Source organism: Sphingopyxis granuli, assembly GCF_001559015.1.
In the GTDB taxonomy this organism is placed as follows: Bacteria; Pseudomonadota; Alphaproteobacteria; order Sphingomonadales; family Sphingomonadaceae; genus Sphingopyxis; species Sphingopyxis granuli.
Genome location: NZ_CP012199.1, coordinates 2,429,450 through 2,449,084, shown reverse-complemented (window position 1 = coordinate 2,449,084; position 19,635 = coordinate 2,429,450). Strand labels below are relative to the sequence as shown.

Annotated in this window: 12 protein-coding genes and 1 tRNA gene; 5 read left to right on the top strand and 8 right to left on the bottom strand. The window is 59.9% G+C overall.

What is annotated here, in order from left to right:
• Positions 1-46 precede the first annotated feature (46 nt).
• Complete coding sequence (locus tag SGRAN_RS11305) at positions 47-268, bottom strand: helix-turn-helix transcriptional regulator (RefSeq protein ID WP_067183694.1); 222 nt, start codon at positions 266-268, stop codon at positions 47-49.
• 145 nt (positions 269-413) lie between these two features.
• The gene (locus SGRAN_RS22220; protein ID WP_210434125.1) at positions 414-647 is read right to left on the bottom strand and encodes a hypothetical protein; all 234 of its coding nucleotides are present in this window, start codon (positions 645-647) and stop codon (positions 414-416) included.
• A 92-nt stretch (positions 648-739) separates the two neighbouring features.
• On the opposite strand from SGRAN_RS22220, the gene SGRAN_RS11300 reads away from it, so the two are divergent.
• The 3 genes from SGRAN_RS11300 (at position 740) to SGRAN_RS11290 (ending at position 6,685) form a co-directional block, all read left to right on the top strand.
• Positions 740-1,444 (top strand): antitoxin Xre/MbcA/ParS-like domain-containing protein, encoded by a 705-nt coding sequence (locus tag SGRAN_RS11300; RefSeq protein WP_067183691.1) that lies wholly within the window; start codon positions 740-742, stop codon positions 1,442-1,444.
• Complete coding sequence (locus SGRAN_RS11295) at positions 1,441-2,022, top strand: RES family NAD+ phosphorylase (RefSeq protein WP_082737210.1); 582 nt, start codon at positions 1,441-1,443, stop codon at positions 2,020-2,022. Before SGRAN_RS11300 ends, SGRAN_RS11295 begins: the two co-directional genes overlap by 4 nt.
• 253 nt (positions 2,023-2,275) lie before the next feature.
• On the top strand, positions 2,276-6,685 hold the full coding sequence (locus SGRAN_RS11290) for an AAA family ATPase (protein WP_082737209.1): 4,410 nt from the start codon (positions 2,276-2,278) through the stop codon (positions 6,683-6,685).
• A gap of 697 nt (positions 6,686-7,382) precedes the next feature.
• On the opposite strand, the gene SGRAN_RS11285 is transcribed toward SGRAN_RS11290, so the two are convergent.
• Both SGRAN_RS11285 and SGRAN_RS11280 read right to left on the bottom strand, forming a co-directional pair.
• On the bottom strand, positions 7,383-8,129 hold the full coding sequence (locus SGRAN_RS11285; RefSeq protein WP_067183686.1) for a helix-turn-helix transcriptional regulator: 747 nt from the start codon (positions 8,127-8,129) through the stop codon (positions 7,383-7,385).
• Positions 8,130-8,256: 127 nt separating this feature from the next.
• Positions 8,257-8,679: a DUF2147 domain-containing protein gene (locus SGRAN_RS11280; RefSeq protein WP_082737208.1), complete on the bottom strand. Its 423-nt coding sequence runs from the start codon at positions 8,677-8,679 to the stop codon at positions 8,257-8,259.
• A 363-nt stretch (positions 8,680-9,042) separates the two neighbouring features.
• Here SGRAN_RS11280 and SGRAN_RS11275 point away from each other — a divergent pair, with 363 nt between their 5' ends.
• Together SGRAN_RS11275 and SGRAN_RS11270 are read left to right on the top strand one after the other, a co-directional pair.
• The gene (locus SGRAN_RS11275) at positions 9,043-9,639 is read left to right on the top strand and encodes an RNA polymerase sigma factor (RefSeq protein WP_148650857.1); all 597 of its coding nucleotides are present in this window, start codon (positions 9,043-9,045) and stop codon (positions 9,637-9,639) included.
• On the top strand, positions 9,602-10,558 hold the full coding sequence (locus SGRAN_RS11270) for a FecR family protein (protein ID WP_082737207.1): 957 nt from the start codon (positions 9,602-9,604) through the stop codon (positions 10,556-10,558). The genes SGRAN_RS11275 and SGRAN_RS11270 overlap by 38 nt, the downstream gene beginning before the upstream one ends.
• A gap of 369 nt (positions 10,559-10,927) precedes the next feature.
• On the opposite strand, the gene SGRAN_RS11265 is transcribed toward SGRAN_RS11270, so the two are convergent.
• The 4 genes from SGRAN_RS11265 to SGRAN_RS11250 form a co-directional block, all read right to left on the bottom strand.
• On the bottom strand, positions 10,928-14,266 hold the full coding sequence (locus tag SGRAN_RS11265; RefSeq protein WP_082737206.1) for a TonB-dependent receptor domain-containing protein: 3,339 nt from the start codon (positions 14,264-14,266) through the stop codon (positions 10,928-10,930).
• Between the two features lie 166 nt (positions 14,267-14,432).
• Entirely contained in the window at positions 14,433-15,773 is a 1,341-nt protein-coding gene (locus SGRAN_RS11260) for a tyrosine-type recombinase/integrase (protein ID WP_067183673.1), read from the bottom strand.
• Positions 15,774-15,940: 167 nt separating this feature from the next.
• Positions 15,941-16,030: transfer RNA gene (locus SGRAN_RS11255), tRNA-Ser, on the bottom strand.
• Between the two features lie 82 nt (positions 16,031-16,112).
• Positions 16,113-19,334 (bottom strand): amidohydrolase family protein, encoded by a 3,222-nt coding sequence (locus tag SGRAN_RS11250; RefSeq protein ID WP_067187041.1) that lies wholly within the window; start codon positions 19,332-19,334, stop codon positions 16,113-16,115.
• Positions 19,335-19,635 lie beyond the last annotated feature (301 nt).

Below are 19,635 nucleotides of genomic sequence, written 5' to 3'. Positions count from 1 at the left end.
GGTCGTTGCTGGCGGTTCAACCTTGTCGCGGAATGGGGGTATTGGCCTAGACCTTGCGGCGCTTCCCCTCGAAGCCGTCTTTCACGTCCGCAATCCATGCGACGACTTCGCGCTCGCTCCATCGCGAGGTGCCGGGCGACGGCTTATAGGGCTTCGGAAAGCGACCATCGTTGACCATCGCATAAATCATCGTCTTGCCGAGTCCGACGCGGCGGCAAACCTCCGGCAGCTTCAAGAAGCGTTCTGGCTTTTCCCAATTGTCGGGCATGTCACTATTCCTGTGAGCAGATAGGAGTGTCCTAGGCCAGAAAGGATCGCACCGATCAGACGGTATGAGACAGTGACGCTATGATGCTCGGTTCATGCTTCATCGTGGCCAATCGCTCTCATTTGGTTCGACGATCGATTGGACATCATGTAATTTCAAGGCGAATGGAGAAAGCATGTCCCAAGTCGATGATGATGTTCTCGCGCTGCGTCAGGCCGTCCAAATTGGCTTGGCCGATCTCGCGGCGGGAAGGTGCACCGAAATAGAGCTGGGGGAGATCGACGCCTTCATGGCAAGGCTGAACGCGGAAGCCAGCAAACGCTGCAAGGCCGATGGTCGGCAAAAGGGCTGATATTCGCTCCCAAATGTCGGGCCGCATGACTTTCCGCACAGCGGGCAATTCGCACATACCGGACATTATGGACAAAATAGAAACTTGCCCCTATATATGCTCTGGAAGGAGCGAAGCACATGGCGACGCAGTTTCAAAGTGCCGATGCCCGCGCCGGTCTGCGGCGGCTGGTGGCAAGCGAAGTCAGCGAGGCGCTGACGCGCCAGCCCGGTCTTGCCAAGGCCGTTGCGGCCAATACCGCGCAGATCGTCGCCAATGTCGCGGCGGCGGTCGTCGCGCTCTCGCCCGCGCAGCAAAAGCGGCTCAAGAGCAAGAGCGCCGACGTTGCCGACATGATCGCCGCGCTGGCGCGCGATGATGCACCAGCCGAGCGGCTTATCATTCCGGGTCCGGCCAAGGTCGAGCCGCGCAAGGGCGCGGGCTTTGGCGAGTTGATCGACCTTGAGGAAGGTCGCCGCCGCCTCTCCGACTATGCGACCAAGGCGCCGCTCGAAGAATGGGCCGGGCCGGTCGCCGGTTCGAGCGCGCTCTATGAACGCGGCATCGCCCGTTCGACTCTCCACGACTGGCAGAAGCGCGGGCAAGTCGTCGCGTTGCTCGCGGGCGCGCGCAAGCACGCTTTTCCGCTCGAACAGTTCGTGGACGGCCGCCCCGTCGAGGGCCTTGCCGATATTCTCAAGATCGTCGGCCATCCCCGCCGCGCCTGGCTCTGGCTCGTCCAGCAAAGCCCACTGCTCGCGAACAAGCGGCCGATCGACCTGCTCAAGCAGGATCGCAAGGATGCGGTCGTCGAAGCGGCCCGGACCATCTTCGAGCATCCGTGAGTTTCGATTTTGCTATATTGCGGGAGCTGGCCGTCGCCATCGACGTGACCGGCTATCTGCGGGTGATGGAAGCGCGGCATCGCGCCACGCCGACCGGCATGGGTCATGGCGAAACGCGCTTCTCAAGCCCGAGCGACAGCTTCACGATCCTATACGCAGCGCAAGACCTGCCCACGGCGCTTGCCGAAAAGGTCATTCGCGATCGGTTCCAAGGCAGAAAGAAGCGCGTCTTGCTCGAAGCTGATCTGCAAGAGCAAGTCGTCGCGCAAATGGTGTCGCTCGCGCCGCTCAAGCTGCTCGACCTCCGCACCAGCGGCGCAAGCCGATTGGGTATTCCAACGGACGCCGTGCGCGGGCGGGCGCAGCAAGCGGGACGCAAGTTCAGCCAGCAACTCTATGACGGCACAGATTTCGACGGCATCGTCTATATGTCGCGCATCACCAACGCCGAATGTGTCGCTGTGTATGATCGCGCAGTCCCGTCGAAACTCGACCCGGCCTGCCCCGTCGTCGATCTGCTCCGTATCGGCGGACTGGAATCCGCGCTGCAATCGCTCAACGTGGAAGTCAGGCAATAGCCGTTATTCGAACGGATCACGCCTGGGTCTGGATCAGGATCGATTACGGGGCGGCGCGGTGTGAAGGGGGGGCGCCTTCACCTCCATGCTAAAAGTTCTTTCGATATTGAACTTGAAGGAGGGAAATCTTTCTCTCGCATATAGATTTAGGGCTGTTTCGAAAGCCTCGCCTTCCCCATCTCAGCATTCAGGTGATTGAGGCGGATTGCGATATCACGTTGCTCGAAAACGAAACTTCGAGATACAAAGCACCATGCTAACTGAAATCATAATTGGGGCGATCAGCGATGCCGTTCTTGGATATGCTGGGTCGAAAGGCGTCGATCTTTTCAAATCCGCAAACGCCAAAAAAGAAATCTCTGAAATTGGATCAAAGTCTATTGAAGCGGGCATCTCCATGGCTCCGGCATTGGCTGCGGATTTACGATCAGAGAGCTTTGCGCAAGGCGTATTTGTTCCCGTTCTGGAAACCCTGATTGTCAATCCTTCAAAGCTTCCGGACCCAGATGGATTGGCGAGCGAATTCGTTGCTATGTTCGTTGAACGCTATGCCGTTGGGGAAAGTGCCGACGAAACTCTCAAGCGAATTTTCCAGACGGAGCCGACTGAGCTTAAGAACGCATTTGCTGCCATGCTCCGTGAACTTCGGTCTCAATTCTATCAATCGAAACACTGGCGGGACGTGGGCCATTTTTCGGCAACCGAAAAGACACTCCAGAACACAGATACCATTATCAAAATTTTAGACCGACAACAAAGGGCAAGCGCCGCCGCTGCGATCGATATTGATGATGCGCGAAATGATGCGAAAGCCGGATCGGATGAATTGCGCTGTTGGCCGAGAGATATCATGGGACGCGAGCTTCTACGGCCCGAACTGGAGCATTTAAAAAATCGAATTGCGAGTGAGCGAAGCGGATCAACGCTGCTGATTGGTGAAGCAGGATCAGGAAAGTCCGCTCTGCTGTCGAAATTAACCGAAGAGTTGGAAGCTGGCGACTTCATCGTTTTCGGGATCAAGGCGGACACGCTGCCGCCAACCGTTGCCACATTTGACGATTTAGTCCGTGCGCTGGGAATGGCTGGACCGTTAGCAGATGAGCTTCATGCGTTGGCACGCGTGCAAGCGGTGGTGCTGATAATTGATCAACTGGATGCGGTAAGCGATGTCATGGATCGCTCATCGGATAGGATGAGAGTGCTGTTGCGGTTGATCCGGAATGTCCGGGATCGCCGCCTTCCCGTTCACGTTATCGTTTCTTCCCGGCCATTTGAGGCGTCGCATGACGCACGGTTTCAGCAACTAAAAGCAGAAGAAATCATACTCAGCCTGCCATCGGTAGAGGATGTTCTGGTATTCTTGACCCTGCTTGGGATCGACGGCGCCAAAATTTCAGCGCAGCTCAAGGAGACCCTACGTCGTCCGTTTGCTCTCAAGTTGTTTGTAGACTTGGTATCGCGGGGTGTCAGCGCAGAAGACGTGGCTAACGGCGAATTGCTAAATATGTGGCTAGCCACTGCCGATCTGGGGAATGACCAGAGCCGTCAAGCCGTGCTTCGGCTGATGGAAAAACTCGCAAATGAGATGCTGCGAACAGAGACGTTATGGCGGCCGCTGGATGCATTCGTTGCAGAGCATAAGGATGCGCTCGCCATTGCAGAGGCGGCGGGCCTAGTTGTCCGCAGTGGCCCAAAGGTTGGGTTCAGTCATCAATCATGGCTGGATGATTTTCAGGCCAAGAGTTTCAAGACGGGAACGGATCTTGCCGAATATGCATGGCAGAACCAAGACAGCCTGTTCGTGCGCGGCACCGTACTCCGGGCTTTGCAGCGCCTCCGGCAAGTTGATGAATCATCTTACGAGCGGGCCGTAACAGTCCTTTTATGGCAAGCCAAAACCCGACGTCACCTTAAGCATCTGATAGTGGATGTCATTGCCACCGCTCGTCTCCCCACTGCGCAGGAAGGCGCATGGGTGGAGGCCCTGATACAGAATGATCCGATCCTTGCGAACCGCGCGCTTGGGAAAATTGCCGAGCAATGGCCTGAATGGCGACCCATGCTGGGCAAATGCCTCGCCGGGCTGATGACAAACGAAGAATTCCATTGGCCCGCGATACGCTTATTAGCTGGCGAAGCACGGCTGGATGCCGACGGCATCGTCAAGCTCATTGGAGAGCATTGGGATCAGCCGGAGAAGGACGGACTAGCTTTTCGCGTTATCGAGCAATCCGGTGTTATCAGTGATACGGTTGAGAACTTAGTCAGAACCATATTGACCCGAACACAAATCGATGAATTTGCAATATCGGGTTTTGCATCGGCTCTCCGGGGCGATGGTCGATTCCGTGAAGCTGCCAGAGTTGTATCCCTGTGGTTCAACTCTATCGAAGCCGACCGACGCCAAAACCCCTCGCTGCATAATGTGCAGAAGCTAGCGGACGCGGCTCCGAGGGAGTTTGCGGAAGAGCTATTGACGGGCTTTCTTTCATGCGCTGCGAAGGACGTGCAACCGTTCCGCGAAGGCCTTAAGCGATTTCCAAAATCTCATTCCCTTCCATGGGACTGGGATTTTGATAAGGAAAGAGACAAAGTTCTCGAAGCGTTTCGGGACGCAGTAAACGGGTTTGCGCAAAGTCAACCTGAGTATGCGCGATCATATCTCAAAGCTCTAGCTGAGGTGGAGATTGAGCAAGCGCAGGAAATTGTAGCCCATGCATATATTGCAGGCGGCGAAGCGCTGGCCATCGACGCCTATGATTTTCTTATGGGCGATGAACGTCGGTTCCATCTCGGCGACGCCCCTGTTCAGTTGGAACCGGGAATGTCATCGATTGAAAGCGGATTGACGTCGCAAGAACTAATCGAGGCGATAGCGCCTCATCTGCCTGACCATGATGTCGAAAAAATTCGAGATGGGATTGAGCGTTGGAACCTTTACGGCCCTGATTTCGATAAGGGCGATGAACCTTCTATTCGCCTGCAAAGGCTGAAGTGGGCTGATGAAAACCGGATAGAGTTGCTGGAAAGATTGCCGAGCCGCTTTCTGTCGCCGATGCGTAGGCGGCAAGTGGCAGAGTGGCGCAAATCCAGAAAGAGACCGATAGCTCGCAAGCGGGGCGGATCGATGGCGACCTTTGTAGGATCGCCAATGCCGCATACGGCGATGCTGAAAGCCCGCGATGACGACATCTTCAAGATGTTAGATGAAATCAACGATACCAGTGAAGGACGTTCCCGGCGGCGGCCAATATCGATGGATGGTGGCGTGGAGGAGCTTTCACGCGCCTTTGCAGAATTTGCAAAAGAAAAGCCAGAGCGTGCCATTGCAATGGCTAGGACGAAATTTGTCGCCGGTCGGCATGAAAATGCTGCGGCCGAACTTGTTCACAAACTATCCGAGGGGGGCGGCTATCCGGCTGATGAACTTCTTGCGCTGATCCATGAACTTTCGAATCGGGGTTTTTCATCAAGAACTTGGAAGACATTCGCCTCATGGTCGCTCGCTCGGATTGCAGGAAAGCTCTCCGGACTGCCTGATGTTACTATAGTGATGCTTGAGGGCTGGCTGGAAAACAACCCCGCAAAAATTGCGAACGATATTGAGGGCCGACTAGACAGAGAACTCAGAAACAAGGAGATGAACAAGCGCGAGAGGGAGATGTCTCAGCCCTTTCTGTTTCACGCTCACCGACTTGGTGAAATGCGGATCGTGCCACAAGATAACTTTTCGATCCTAGATGCCATATTCAAAGGCCTGATTGCCCGCAATGAGCCTGATTATGAGCAGTGGATTTCAATCCTCCAAGAACAAGCAAAAAAGGACGAAGACCCCCACATTTGGTCATTCCTGTTATGCTGGCAATCCGACTGGCTTTACTGGGCTGATCGTGACTGCGTGCAGACGCTTCTCCGCACCTTGTGGGAGAAGGACAAACGTATTTTCCAAAGTGTGGAACTCGTCGGCATTCTGTGGCAAAATCGCCCCATCTTCCCTGATGATCTGCTGATCGAAATTATCACCGCATGGTTTGAAACGGAAGATGAGCCGTTTACGCAAGCTGCGGCGGAATACACGCAAGCGATAGCATTGGTTTATCCGGACAACGTGGCAGCGCAGAAACTAAGCGCCCATTTGACCGAAGAAATGTCTTGGCAATTGACGGGGCAGCTCTTCACCACTGCATCTGCGTGGCGAGATGGTGATACCGTTCTTCGGCCATTAGCCCATCAATTGTTGATGAAATTTGCATCTGACGCCGTAGGTGATCAGGCCCATGCGATTTCATCTGCGGTTGACAAGAGAGATACACTTCCTGCCGATGATCTGACTCGTGAATTGGTGAACGCCGTGGCTGAGAACCAAGAATTACTGACAGCATCGTTAACCGGCAGGTTTGCTGACGGATTGCAATCGCTTCTGTTATATCCCGGCTTCGATGAGCTGGTGATGCATGTAACAGAGCGAATAGCCGAATTGATCGTGGACAAGAAGGGCGGTCAGCATCGCGGGTTCATCGACAAGGATTTTGTGCAAGTCTCCGTCGCCCTCCAACGCAACGACGGGCCGCTCAGAGCAAGAGCTATGGATGTATATGAAAAACTCTTAGACGCCGGGGCATATGGGGCAGAGGAAGCAGCAAAAGACGTAATTCGAAACTAGTCGTTCGTAATCAGTCAGCATCGGGACCCCAACGCATTTTCTCTAACACGCTCATGCGGACAATCACATCTCTCTATAGTTGAACCAGTATCACCACAACGCGCGCGTTTCCGGCCACCCTTGCATCTCGTCCAACCGGAAACGGAGCGCGGTTTGACGCCCCTGCCAATGTCATATTCGATCAGAAAGCCCGATGGACGGTCGCGGCGATAGCGGTCGAGCGTCCGGCGCGATATTCGCGCTAGGCGGACGAAATCGTCGGGCGTAATGAAGTGGGTTTCCAGCGCCTCAATGCCCGGTCGCGAATAGCTCGTTGCAACCCTGTCATTGTGCATGTGGTGTCCTTTCGTTCCGAAATGACGCTCCCCGGCATCAATATCGACGATTTTGCGCCCGCCCGCGAGGTGTCTCGCGATTTCATACGAAGATCCGTAGAAATCCGCCATTCCTGGCAAGAGTATCTCGCGCAGAATTGCCGAGTCTCGCTAAATTCGCTGAAAAATGATGTGCAGACAAACACTTGCAAAATCGCGAGATTTTGCTTTTATCTTGCCGTCGCCGTTTCCTACTCCCGAAGCCCCGATCAGCCGGGATTCCTGCACCAGCGGGAGCGAAACGGACCGGCCGCGCGCTCTCCTGTAGCGCCGTAGCGGGCGGTCCGTTTCGCGGGGGCCGTCGCCCGCGCCCATCCACATCATCATGGAAATACATCATCGAGGCCGATCAACCCCGCCCGCTGCGCGGCCCGTGCGAGTTCCGTGCGGCTGCACACGCCGAACAGATACCGCAGGTCGCGCATGTAAGTGCGAACAGTGCTGGGCCTAAGGCCCATGATAAGCGCGATCTGCGCGTCAGTCCGGCCGATCGTCGCCCAGCACAGGCATTCGAGCCGGCGCGGGCTGAGATGCGGCGCCTCGCTGTCCTCGACCGACACGGGATAGCCGTGGAGCCGCCGGGCCTGCTCGAACGCTTCACCGGCTATCCACGCGGCGGCGCGGCGATAGGCGGCGGGCGGCAGTTCGTCCGCGTCGGTCGCGAAGGAACAGCAACCACCGGGTTCACCGGGAACGGCGACCGGAACGGTGAAGCCGGCGCGCAAGCCATGGCGACCCGCCTCGCCGAGAATGCGCGCACCGAGGCGATCGGGTGGGTTCATCGTGACCATTTCGGTCCATGTAAAGGGCTTGTTCGTGCGCCGTGCGGTGAGCAGTGCCGGATCGTGCGCGTAGTATCGGCGGGCGAGAAAGATTTCGCCCCACTCGTCGAAATTGTGAAGGAAGATCAGCCGCGCACCGGGCCGCACGAACCAGAGCGCATGAACGATCGCGATCCGATCGAAGCCGAGTTCGCGGGCCGCGCTCAGCGTATGAGCATGAATTTCCGCGTCGCTTGTTGCGGCGCGCACCAGCGTCGCATGGTCCGCGATCAGCCGGTCCAGCGGCATGACCGCCGCCTCCGATATGTACCACCCCTGGATTGCGATGGAGGGACACCGCGCCGGTTGTTGAATATACTCAACATTGTTGGATTTGGTGATGCATAGTGGGTTGAGGCATTCGCCCGGCAAAGGTTCAGCGCGCTCGCGTCCAAACCTTGGTGCGGCAGAAAAATGCGCGACACCCTTTCACCTCCAGCTTTGCATCGGCGCGGAGTTTCAAATATCCGGTTGCCGCGCCGTCGCCCGTTTCCGGGTCGTATACCGGGCCGCCCTTCCATTCAGAGGGACCGCCCGTGAAATCGCTCAAGACGACGAGACCCATCAGCTTGCGGCTGCGAAGCGCGCGGTCGGGATTGCGTTCATCGCGCTGGTCGGGGTTGGCGCGTATGCGGGTCGCGTCGATGATCTTGCCGCAGAGGGCCGCCCCGCATTGATATATCTGGACGCGCGCCCCCTCGCTGCCCGTCGCCCAGATACCGGCGATGCTTTGCCCCCCGGCGGGGGCGGCCCCTGCGGTGGCGATGCCCACGACGCCAAACGCAACCGCCGCGAGCATCGCCGTTCCTGAAACAATGATGCTACGCATCCCGAAAATCCGCCCCCAACTCGTCCTGATGACTTGCGCCCATAACGCTCATCGGAAGAAGGATGCCGATCGAGCCGTTTTCCGATGCCGGTTGCCGCCCAAAGCGGCAAATTTGCGATGATCCGAGGCAAACACACGACCGCCCCCCTGTTGCGGAGACCTGCTTCCACACGGTTTGCATCGCCCGCCTTCACGTTCTGCCTGCGTCGATCCTCACCAGGGTGAGAAGCTTGGCGACGCCTTTTTTTGCTTTCCCGCATCGGAAATTCCGCGCTCGCGCATCTTGCTATATGCAAGGCCCTGGAACAGAGGCTGACGGATAGGATCGGGGGAGTGCGGCAGGGGCGGCGTGACGTTGTGGCTTGGGTAGGGAGCAACATCGTTCCCTATGAAGGTGAACTGCGCGTGCGTCTCCGCTCCATGGCCGTCCCCGAACAAGAAATCAGCGACATCATACATGAAACCTATCTCCAACTCACGAAGCTCGACAGCGTGGCGCACATCCGGTCGGGCCGCGCCTATTTCTTTCAGGCGGCGCGCACCGTGCTGCTGATGCGCATCCGGCACGAACGGGTCGTGCGGATCGACAGCATGACCGAGATGCAGGCGCTGACTCTGGCCGACGACACGCCGGGACCGGATCGGCAGGTCAGCGCCCGGATGGAGCTGGAGCGCGTCAGGCGGATCATCGAGGCTATGCCCGACCGATGCCGGGAGATTTTCGAGTTGCGGCGCATTCAGGGCGTTTCGCAGCGCGAAACCGCCGAACGCCTGGGGATTCCGGAACATACGGTCGAACAGCAGGTGCTGCGCGGATTGAAGCTGATACGCCAGGCGCTGTTCGACGAAATCGGGCGAGGCGAAGCCGAACAGGATACGGGAAGCCGTCTGAATGACGGGACTGAGCATGATCGACCACAACGGCATTGACGATGATGCCGACCGTTGGGCGCTGTGGCTCGAAGAAGGGCAGCCCGACGCGGACAGGCAAGCGGCGTTCGACGCCTGGCTGGCGGCCGATCCCCGACACGCGGGCGCGCTGCTGCGCGCCGAAGCGCTGTTGACCTATATCGACCGGGGCCGCGTGCTCGCATCGGCCAGGGACTATCCGGCTCCCGACGCGAAGCCCCGCATCGGTCGCCGTGCAATGCTGGCCGGCGGCGGTTCGCTGGCCGCCGCCGGCCTTGCCTTTGTGCTGTTTCGGCCCGGCGGTGTGGCGATCGAGACGACCGTGGGCGAAGTTCGCAAGGTGGCCCTTGCCGACGGCTCGATCGCCGCCGTCAACACCGACAGCAAGGTCGAGGTCGCGATCGACGACAAGGCGCGCACCGTCGATCTTGAGCGCGGCGAGGCGTGGTTTCAGGTCGCGCATGACAAGCAGCGGCCGTTCGTCGTCGCCGCCGGGGCCGTCCGCGTCCGCGCCGTCGGAACGGCCTTTTCCGTGCGGCGCCATCCCCGCGGAGTGGACGTCCTCGTTACCGAAGGCGTCGTCGAAACCTGGGTCGAGGGGCGAACGGGCGACGTGACACGAATCGCGGCGGGGTCTAAGGGCTTCGTCGCGGAGGCGACCCCCACGGCGGAAGTCGTCGAGGCGCCCGCCGATGTCGTTCGCGCGCTCGCGTGGCGGACGGGGATGCTCGCGCTGAACGGCGAAAGCCTCGCCTTTGCCGTCAATGAGCTCAACCGCTACAACGTGCGCAAACTGGTGGTGGCCGACGACGAGCTGGGCCGGAAATCCCTGATCGGCTATTTCAAGATCGACCAGCCGGAAAATTTCGGTCGCGCCGTCGCGAAGATGATCGACGCCCGCGTCGAGGTCGATGAGGATGTCATTCGCATCCGGCGATAGCGTGGCAGTCTTGCATCGGCATCCCCTCTGGTCCGTTCGCCCCCAGCATCGTCATGCTGAACTTGTTTCAGCATCCATGGCCGAACCTCTCCTGCTAAGCCGCGCCAATTTGGAGGGCAACCATGGTCCCTGAAACAAGTTCAGGGTGACGAGCAGAGAGATAGCTCCGCCAAGTTTGCAAAAGGATATAATCGCCCAAAAAAAGACCGCCGCCCGGCTCCGGAAAGGGGCAAGGCGGCGGTCCAGTTTTGCCCTCTGGGGAGAGGGAGTGCTTGAGAAACCAATGTCCTTCCAAAAAACCGGGCCGATGCTTGCTCGGGGAGCAAGCGGGCATCGGCCCAAGGTTGTTCCCCCAGTGGAGAGAGGACCTTAGAATTTCTTCGCGATGCTGAACCCGATGATGCGCGGGTCGAGCGTGAAGACGTTGGTCGTCAAACCGCTGTCGTCGCTGTTCAGGAAGGCATCAGTAATCGGCGTCGAGTTGAAGACGTTTTTCACATAGGCCTCGATCGACAGGTCATCGGGACCATCGACGCGGAGCGAGATGTTGAAGTTGGTCCAGTCGCGGAGGCGGTCGTAGGGATTGAGGTTGTAAACCCGCGCCCAGCTTTTCGCTTGCCAGTAGCCGTCGCCGCGGATTGTTGCGCTCCAGCCATCATTGAAGGGAATGGTGTACTCCGCCCCAAGGTTAACCGTCCAGCGCGGCGAGTTCGGCAATTCGTTACCGCCGAGTTCGGTGTAGAAACCAGCGCCGCCGTTGATCTCAGGATAATTGGCCGGATCATAACCTTGTCCAGTAAGCGGATCGGTCGGAGGACCAAAAAGACCGAGAGTACCGCCTACGCCACCACACAAGCCAAACGAGTTTTGAATGCCTTGACTCGCCCGCAGCCAAGCCTCTGCCATGTGAAGGGGAATCACGCAGTTGGAAGGCAACTGGACCCACGGTTTGGTCACCACATAATCGGGATTGCCGAGCGTCCGGTTCATCGGGTCGATCGACTGCATCCCCTTGCCGATCCGAGTCTTGAGATAACCGACATTGACGTTGAGGCGCAGCCGGTCGACCGGCTCGAACATGGCGGACAGTTCGGCGCCCCAGACCTTAGCATCAAAATTCTCATTAACCGCTGTACGATCGCGAATCTGTGACACCTGGTAATTGGTATAGTCATAGAAGAATGCCCCGGCAGAAAGCGTTAGGCGTCCTCCCATAAGAAGATTCTTCGTTCCAATTTCAAAGGCGTTGACAAATTCTGGCTCAAAGACCGGGCCATAATTAACCGCTGTCAGTTCTAGAATAGGATAGGCGTCGGGGAGCAAATCGACAATCAGCTGACTAGCATATCCCGCTTCAATCAATTGCTCCGTTGTTGCGTAGCCGGGAGCCGGCGGGTTCATGCCCCCGGCTTTGTAGCCGCGGCTATAGAAGGCATAGAGGAGCGTATGATCGGTAAAGCCGACGTCAGGCTGCCAGTCCAACCCGATGCGCCCCGTATATTCTCCCCATTTGCGGCTGATCTTGCCCGCCGCCGGATGGCCTTTGGCGACAATACCGCCACCCTCAAAAGTTGGCGCGAGGAGCAGCTGACTCGGCACAATAGTGAAGTTCTTCTTATCGCGCGTATAGCGCAGGCCCGCTGTGAGCTTTAATTCCGAGCTGATATCATAATACGCCTCACCGAATAACGCCCAGCTTTCCAGCTTGTATGGATTAGATGATCGGAAATAATTGTGCCCCTCGCCATTGATGCTTTCAACAGAATTAGGATCAATGTAGGGGCAAAACTTGGCCTCTTCAATGGGCATTTCTGCACCTTTAACATTTCCGAACGCCACTCTATTACAGTGCGTCATAGTTCCCGTTTCATTAAACGGCCCTATCATAGCAAGAGCCGTTAGGGCATTGCTCATGACATAATATTCGTCCTGCGTTTTGAATTTCGTGTAATTACCACCTATGCTGAAATTGAATGGACCAGAGAAATCGGATTGCAGGCGCACCTCTTGAGCGAACTGTTTCGAATAGGCCGAAGAGATATCAAAGGTCGCAAGTGTGTCGGAGCAACCGATCTGGGGATCGCAGAAAACTCCACCGGGCATCATGCCCTGATAGGGACTTGGATTGCCGTTAAAATCCACCCAGCTGGATGAATCATTGAAGATCGGCAGAGTGTTGAAGCGATTATAATCCTGAAAGCTATAAACCTTGTCCCAATTGAAGGCTGTCTGCGATGACAGCGTCAGAGCATCAGACAGGTCGACGTCTAGGTTAAGCGCAAGAATATCCGACTTGGCGCGATAGATCGGATCGCGGACTGATGCTATTTCTCGCAGATCGCGCGATTGCATCATCCCTCCATAGGGATCCGCATTGGGGTCAATGATACTTGCCTTATCACTAACAGAGGGTCTGCCCCCGGTAGGAAAGTAGCGACCGCCAAATGTAAAATCGGCAAAGGCCAAGCCATTGACATAGGCGAGTGCCAGCCCATTGGGCGTACCAAAGGCCGCGTCGTCATAGAGGCTTCCCGCTTTGCAGCCGGTGCTGAACATCGCCGCCCGTAACCCTTGGTAGTTGGCATAGATGGCGCTCGGGTTAGCTTCGCGCGTGGGCGTCGACCCAATCATGTCCGGGCTGTCATCGTGATGGCAAAGCTGCTTGCCAGTACGCGAGCGGTTGTCGTTCTCGCGGAACCGCTCCCAGATGAAGCTGCCGCGCAGCCAGTCGTTCTCGAAGCCCAATGTCGCCCGCAAGGAATAAAGATCGCGTCCATTGATGCGGTTCTTCGTCACCGAATTATAGTCATAGCCGTCGCGGTCGGTCATCGACCCGGCGACGCGCAGCCCGAAGGCATCAGGCACGATCGGAATGTTGAGCATCCCGACCATGCGGCGACTGTTGTAATTGCCGACCTCGCCCTTGATGCTGCCCTCGAATTTTCCCAGCTTCGGCTTGGCGGTGATTAGGTTGATGACGCCGCCCGTGGCATTGCGGCCGTAAAGCGTGCCCTGCGGCCCGCGCAGTATCTCCAGCCGCTCCATGTCGAAGAATTCCTGCTCGAAGAAGCGGTTCTTAATCATGCCTACATTGTTGAAGCTTACCGCGACACCCGGATCGGACGTGGCCGAAATCGCTTTGGTGCCGATGCCGCGGATCGAGATATTATAGCCGGTGAAGTTCGACTTGCTGAACGTCAGGTTCGGCACCGCGCGCATGATATCGGCGCCGCTCTCAATTTTCTGCTCTTCCAGATTCTTCTGCGACAGGGCTGTGAGAGCAATGGGGACGTCCTGCGCCGATTCCACCCGCTTTTGCGCGGTGACGACGATTTCCTCGCGGCGATAGCCACCGTCGGACTGCGCCTGCGACTGCTGCGCCGCCGCGCGAATGATGAGGATGCCGCTGCCATCGTCGGGACTGGCGACAAGGCCCGTGCCCGCCAGCAGCCGCCGCAGGGCTTCATCGACCGGGAGGTCGCCCTTCACGGCATTGGTGCGTTTGTTGCGAGCGCTCGCGCCATCGGCCAGAAGCTGGATCCCCGCCTGCTTCGCAAACACTTGGATGCCCGTTTCGGCAGGCTGCGCCGCGATGTCGAAGCTGCGCGTCTGGGCCATTGCCGGAGTCGCGCACATCGCCACCGCCACCGCCGCCACGCCCGCCATCGCGTGCGCCCGATACGCCGATCCAAAAGCTGTCCGCATCATTCGTCCTCCCCCTGGTTTATGCGCGCTTGATGCACGCCGATGGGACAAAGATGCGCGAAGTCCGATTTTCCGATGCCGCCCGCGAAAAAAATCTCGATGCGACGGCAAAAAGACCGGAGAATCCCGCTCCTTTTTCGAATACCCCGACAGAAAGCGGCTCGGTCGCCTATGCCGCCTTTGAACGTTCGGGAAAGCGGAAGTCGACCGATACCGGCAGCGGCACTCGCCGCCGCGAATGGTCGCCAGTCCGCTTCGACGGGCGTTCGACCAGCACCCAGGGAGAGGGCAGGGTGGCAGTCAGCATGTCCGCCCATAGCTGCGCCAGTTCGCGCCGACGCGGCATATAGGCCGCGCGGTTATAGGCGCCCTCGGATTTCTTGGGCGGAACGTGGGCGAGCATCAAGTCGATGATCGCCCGATCATTCTCCTTGCCCTCGCGGTCGGCCCACTCGTTCATAATCGTCGAGAAAGCGGCCCGGAAACCGTGCGGCACATGATGGCCGTGGTAGCCCGCCCGGTTGAGCAAATAACCGATGGCGTTCTCGCTCATGGGCTTATGGGGATGGCGGTTGCTCGGAAAGAGCAGGGGACACGCGCCGGTTAGCGGCCATAGCGCGCGCAGGATGGCGACCGCCTGATGCGACAGCGGAACAAGATGGTCGCCGCCTTCCTCCCGCTTGCGATCTTGGTCGCCCTTCATGCGCTCGGCGGGAATCCGCCAAAGCGGTTCATCGCCGTCCAAGTCCTCAAACTCATCCCATCGCGCGCCGCGCAACTCGCCGGGGCGAACGGCAGTCAGCGCCAGGAAGCGCATGGCGAGCCGTGTAATGGGGCGGGCAGGGTCCTCTTCGGCGGTGCAAATCATTTCGCGCAGCTTCTTGAGGTCGGTGATAGCCGGCTGGCGGCCCTTACGAAGCGGCTTCAAAACGGCCGCCAGCTTGTCGGCGGGGTCGGATTTCGCGACACCTTCGGCAATGGCATAGATATAGACGGAGGATATGCGCTGCCGGACGCGCTTCGCGGTTTCGATCGACCCGCGCGCCTCAATCTCCCGCAATAGTTTGACGACCAGCGGCGGCTCAATGTCCGCAATCGGAAATTTGCCGATGGCGGGAAACACGTCGCGTTCAAGGCTGCGAAGAATATCGTCGGCATGGACCGGCGCCCATTGCGACTTGAACACCTCATGCCATTCCCTCGCGACCCGCTCGAAGGTGCAGGCGGTTGCCTTGCGATTCGCTTCGATGGTCAGCTTCTTCACGATGGCGGGGTCTTTGCCTTCGCTTAGGATCGCGCGGGCTTCGTTGCGCTTGGTCCGTGCTTCGACAAGGCTCACCATAGGATAGATACCGAAGTGCATACTCTTCTGCTTGCCGCCATAGGCATAGTTCCAGCGCCAAAGTTTCCCGCCGTTGGGCTTTACGAGAAGATAGAGGCGGTGGCTGTCTGTCAGCTTGTAAGCCTTATCGCGGGGCTTGGCGCTGCGTAGTTTTGCGTCGTTCAACATCGTTTTTCTCTGAGACCACGTTTTCGCGCACCGGGACCACGTTCTAAGACCACGCCAAAGGCGGAGGCGACTGAACATGGCCGAACCCAGTAGGGCTCGGAAACGACGGTTTTATGGGAAGAAAAACAATCCTAGTGGTCTGCGCTGAACCCCTTTGGAAGAGGCTCTGGAGGAGAGTGAGGGATTCGAACCCTCGGTACCGTTGCCGGCACTTCGCATTTCGAGTGCGACGCTTTCGACCACTCAGCCAACTCTCCTCGCTGAGGCCGTCGCCCCTAGCGGCGATGCCCCGCCTTTGCAACCCTCAAGTCGCAAAAGCGGAGCGTCGCCGCCCGATGGTCAGGGACGGTCGGATTCCCACCAGTAGGGCGCGCGCTTCCGCGCCCCGGTGTCGACCTCGTTCATCGTCGACGGGTCATAGAGATGGCCGCCCAGCATCACGCGATGGATGCTTTCGCTGTTGCGGATATTCTCGGTCGGATCGGCGTCGAGGATGAGGAGGTCGGCGAGCTTGCCGACCTCGAGCGAGCCGACATCCTTCGCATAGCCGAGTGCGGTCGCGGGCATGATCGTCGCGGCGCGCAGCGCGTCGATGGCGCTCCAGCCGCCGCGGACGAACGACCACATCTCCCAATGCGCGCCGAGGCCCGCCTGCTGGCCGTGCGCCCCGATCGACACGTTGCGCCCGGCGGCTGCGATCTTCGCCGCCTCGCGCGCCGAATCGTCGTCGACATAATCGCTTTCGGGTGCGATCACGCGGCGCTTGTTCTCTGCCGCGAGGATGGTCGGCGGAATGTGCCGCGCCAGCACCGGCTGCTCCCAGACATTGGTATGCGCCCGCCAATAGGGATCGCCCGCGAGGCCGCCGAAGGTGACGACGAGCGTCGGCGTATAATCGACGTTCGTCTGCCCCCACAGCTGCACCAGGTCGCCGTAGAAGGTGTGGAGCGGGATATTGTGCTCGACCGTGGCATTGCCGTCCTGGATCAGGGTCACGCCCTGCGCGTACATCGACCCGCCTTCGGGCACGACGGTCATCCCCTCGGCCTGCGCGGCGCGCACCACCATCTGACGCTGTTCGCGGCGCGGCTGGTTGTAGTTCTTGACGCTGTGCCCGCCCTGCGCCTTCAGCCGCCGGACATGCGCGAGCGCATCGGCGTAGCTGTCGATCTCGGCATAGATGCCCGCCGCCTTCGCGCCATAGATCGCCTCGCCGGTCGAAAAGATGCGCGGCGCGAGGATCAGACCCGCGCGCTGCATTTCGGACGAGACGAAGATTTCGGAGGCGCGCGACGACGGGTTGTGGCTGGTGGTCGTGCCCATCGCCAGATTGACGATCTCCGACCAATTCTGCTGCGGCACCAGTTCGTCGTCGCCGTGCGGGCCGTGCGCGTGGCCGTCGACGAAGCCCGGAACGATCGTCTTGCCAGCCGCGTCGATCGTCACCGTGCCCGCCGGGACGGTGAGCGACCCCGCCGGACCGATCGCCGCGATGCGGTCATCCTGGATCAGGATCGCGCCATTGTCGACGATCCCGCCCTGCTTGTCGGCCATGGTGACGATCTTCGCGCCGGTGATCAGCACCGCGCCGCGATGCTTCGCCGCCCTCTGCGTCATCGACAGCGACACGCCGGCGGCGGGCGGCGTGAAGGCCGCCTTCGCGCCCGGCGCGCTGGCGAACAGGGCGGAAAGGTCGGCGCTGAACAGCGTCGGGCCGCGCGTCCAGTGGAGCCGGCAGCCGCCGTTCGACCAGTGGACATAGTCGGCGCCGCTGTCGCTGACGCGCGTCACGGGCAGCGCGCCGCCCTTCATCCCCAGCGCGACATCCTGCGCGCCCGGCATCAGCGGCGTGACATAGACGTCGTGGTTCTGGCGGAAGGCGAGGGTGCGGCCGTCGGGCGAGATCTCGTAATCGCTGACCAGCTCGCCGCTGGCATGCACGCGCTTGTCCTGCCCCGACAGGTCGGTGCTGACAAGCTGGCTCTTGCCGCCGCCCGATGCGACCATGAACAATCGATCGCCCGATCCCCCGAACTGCGGCTTGGCGCCGTCCGCGTCGACGAGTTCGGGCGTGCCGCCGGCCGCCGCGACGCGATAGACGCCGGGGTTCGCGCCCCAGCGTCCAGAGGTCAGGTAGCCGCCGCCGCGCCGTTCGAAGACGATCGTCCCGCCGTCGGGGGAGAAGCGCGGCTCGGCATAGTGGCCGGGCACGCTCGTCACCCTGCGCGTCGCGCCGCCACCGGCGCCGACGACGTGGACTTCGCCAAGCCCCGCATCGGTCCAGCGCACGAAGACGACCGACTTGCCGTCGCGCGACCAGCTCGGCCACATCTCGAACGCGGCATCCTTCGCCGCGGTCAGGCGCCGGGCGGCGCCGCCGGTCGCGGGCTTGATCCACAGCTTGCCCAGCGTTTCGAACACGACCTGGCCGCCGTCGGGCGACACTTCGGCCCAGCGCGGCATCTGCGTCTCGAAACTGTCGGGCGCGACGGCCACCGCGGGATGGACCGCGTCGACGATCACGCGGTCGTCGGAGATGCGGAAGGGGATGACGCGCGCTTCGCCGCCGTCGCCCGCGACGCGGCGCAGCTTGCCGCCGGCCCAGAACAGGATGTCGCGGCTGTCGGGGGTCCACGCCATGTTCGGATAGACGCCGGTGACGGCCCAGGTTTCCTGCACATCCTGATCGAGCGCGTCGTAGAGCTTACGCTCGGCGCCCGAGGCGAGGTCCTTCACATACAGCTTCGATTCCATGCCTTCGCGGCGGACGTAGGCGATGCGCTTGCCGTCGGGCGAGGGCGTCGGACGCACCGCGCCGCCGGGACCGCCCGCGACGGTGGTGATCGCGCCGTTGTCCATGTCGTAGCGTTCGATATGGAACAGGTCGGTGTTGCTGTCCTGCGCATATTCGAAGATCGGGCCGGGGGAGACGTTGCGGGTGTAATAGACGCCCTTGCCGTCGGGCGCGAAGGTCGGCTCGCCGAGTTCCTTCTGGTGGCGCTCGCTCGGGCGCTTGACCAGCGGAACGCCGCCGCCGCCCGAAATATGATACAGCCACACCTCGCCGGTGCCGAGCGAGCGGCCGGTGGTGAAATGCTTCTTGGCGACGATGAACTGGCCGTCAGGGCTCCAGCTCGGCTGGTTGAGAAGGCGGAAATCCTCCTTGGAAAGCTGGCGCTTGTCGCTGCCGTCGCGGTTCATCACCCAGATATTGTCGCCGCCGCCGCGGTCGGAGACGAAGGCGATGCGCGAACCGTCGGGCGAGAAGCGCGGCTGCTGTTCATAGGCGAGCCCCTCGGCGATCCGCGTCGGCGTTCCGCCCTCGATCGGCATCGTATAGATGTCGCCGAGCAGGTCGAAGGCGATGGTGCGGCCGTCGGGCGCGACGTCCACGTTCATCCAGCTTCCCTCGTCGACCGCGATCGGCACCGTGCGCGTCGTCATGCCGGGAGGGGCGTTGACGTCCCACGTGTCGGCGGCGGATGCTTCGGCGGCGGCCTGCGCATGGGCCGAGGTCGAACAGGCCAGAGCCGCCGCGAAGGCGATTGCGAAACGCGCCATGAATGATGATCCCCTGTTGAAATATGCCGCGACCATATGGCCTTGCCCCATCATTGCAAGGCGCGGCTTTCGATGAGAAGCCTGGCGGGCTCGACAGGTGACGGTCGCCCCATGTCGTCCTATGGTCTGTGGGGATTTGGCGTTCGGCGCGCTGCCTCATCCGTTCGTCATGCTGAACTCGTTTCAGCATCCATGGCCGGACCTTTCCTTTTGCGCCGCCTTTCAGGTGAGGGCAGACCATGGACCCTGAAACAAGTTCTGGGTGACGAAAGGGATAGACTGTGCCGAAATCCGAATCCCC

Coding starts and splice junctions, on each gene's coding strand:
- SGRAN_RS11305 (WP_067183694.1), bottom strand. CDS start 268: ATGCCCGACAATTGGGAAAAGCCAGAACGCTTCTTGAAGCTGCCGGAG.
- SGRAN_RS22220 (WP_210434125.1), bottom strand. CDS start 647: ATGCGGCCCGACATTTGGGAGCGAATATCAGCCCTTTTGCCGACCATC.
- SGRAN_RS11300 (WP_067183691.1), top strand. CDS start 740: ATGGCGACGCAGTTTCAAAGTGCCGATGCCCGCGCCGGTCTGCGGCGG.
- SGRAN_RS11290 (WP_082737209.1), top strand. CDS start 2,276: ATGCTAACTGAAATCATAATTGGGGCGATCAGCGATGCCGTTCTTGGA.
- SGRAN_RS11285 (WP_067183686.1), bottom strand. CDS start 8,129: ATGCCGCTGGACCGGCTGATCGCGGACCATGCGACGCTGGTGCGCGCC.
- SGRAN_RS11280 (WP_082737208.1), bottom strand. CDS start 8,679: ATGCTCGCGGCGGTTGCGTTTGGCGTCGTGGGCATCGCCACCGCAGGG.
- SGRAN_RS11270 (WP_082737207.1), top strand. CDS start 9,602: ATGACGGGACTGAGCATGATCGACCACAACGGCATTGACGATGATGCC.
- SGRAN_RS11265 (WP_082737206.1), bottom strand. CDS start 14,266: ATGATGCGGACAGCTTTTGGATCGGCGTATCGGGCGCACGCGATGGCG.
- SGRAN_RS11260 (WP_067183673.1), bottom strand. CDS start 15,773: ATGTTGAACGACGCAAAACTACGCAGCGCCAAGCCCCGCGATAAGGCT.
- SGRAN_RS11250 (WP_067187041.1), bottom strand. CDS start 19,334: ATGGCGCGTTTCGCAATCGCCTTCGCGGCGGCTCTGGCCTGTTCGACC.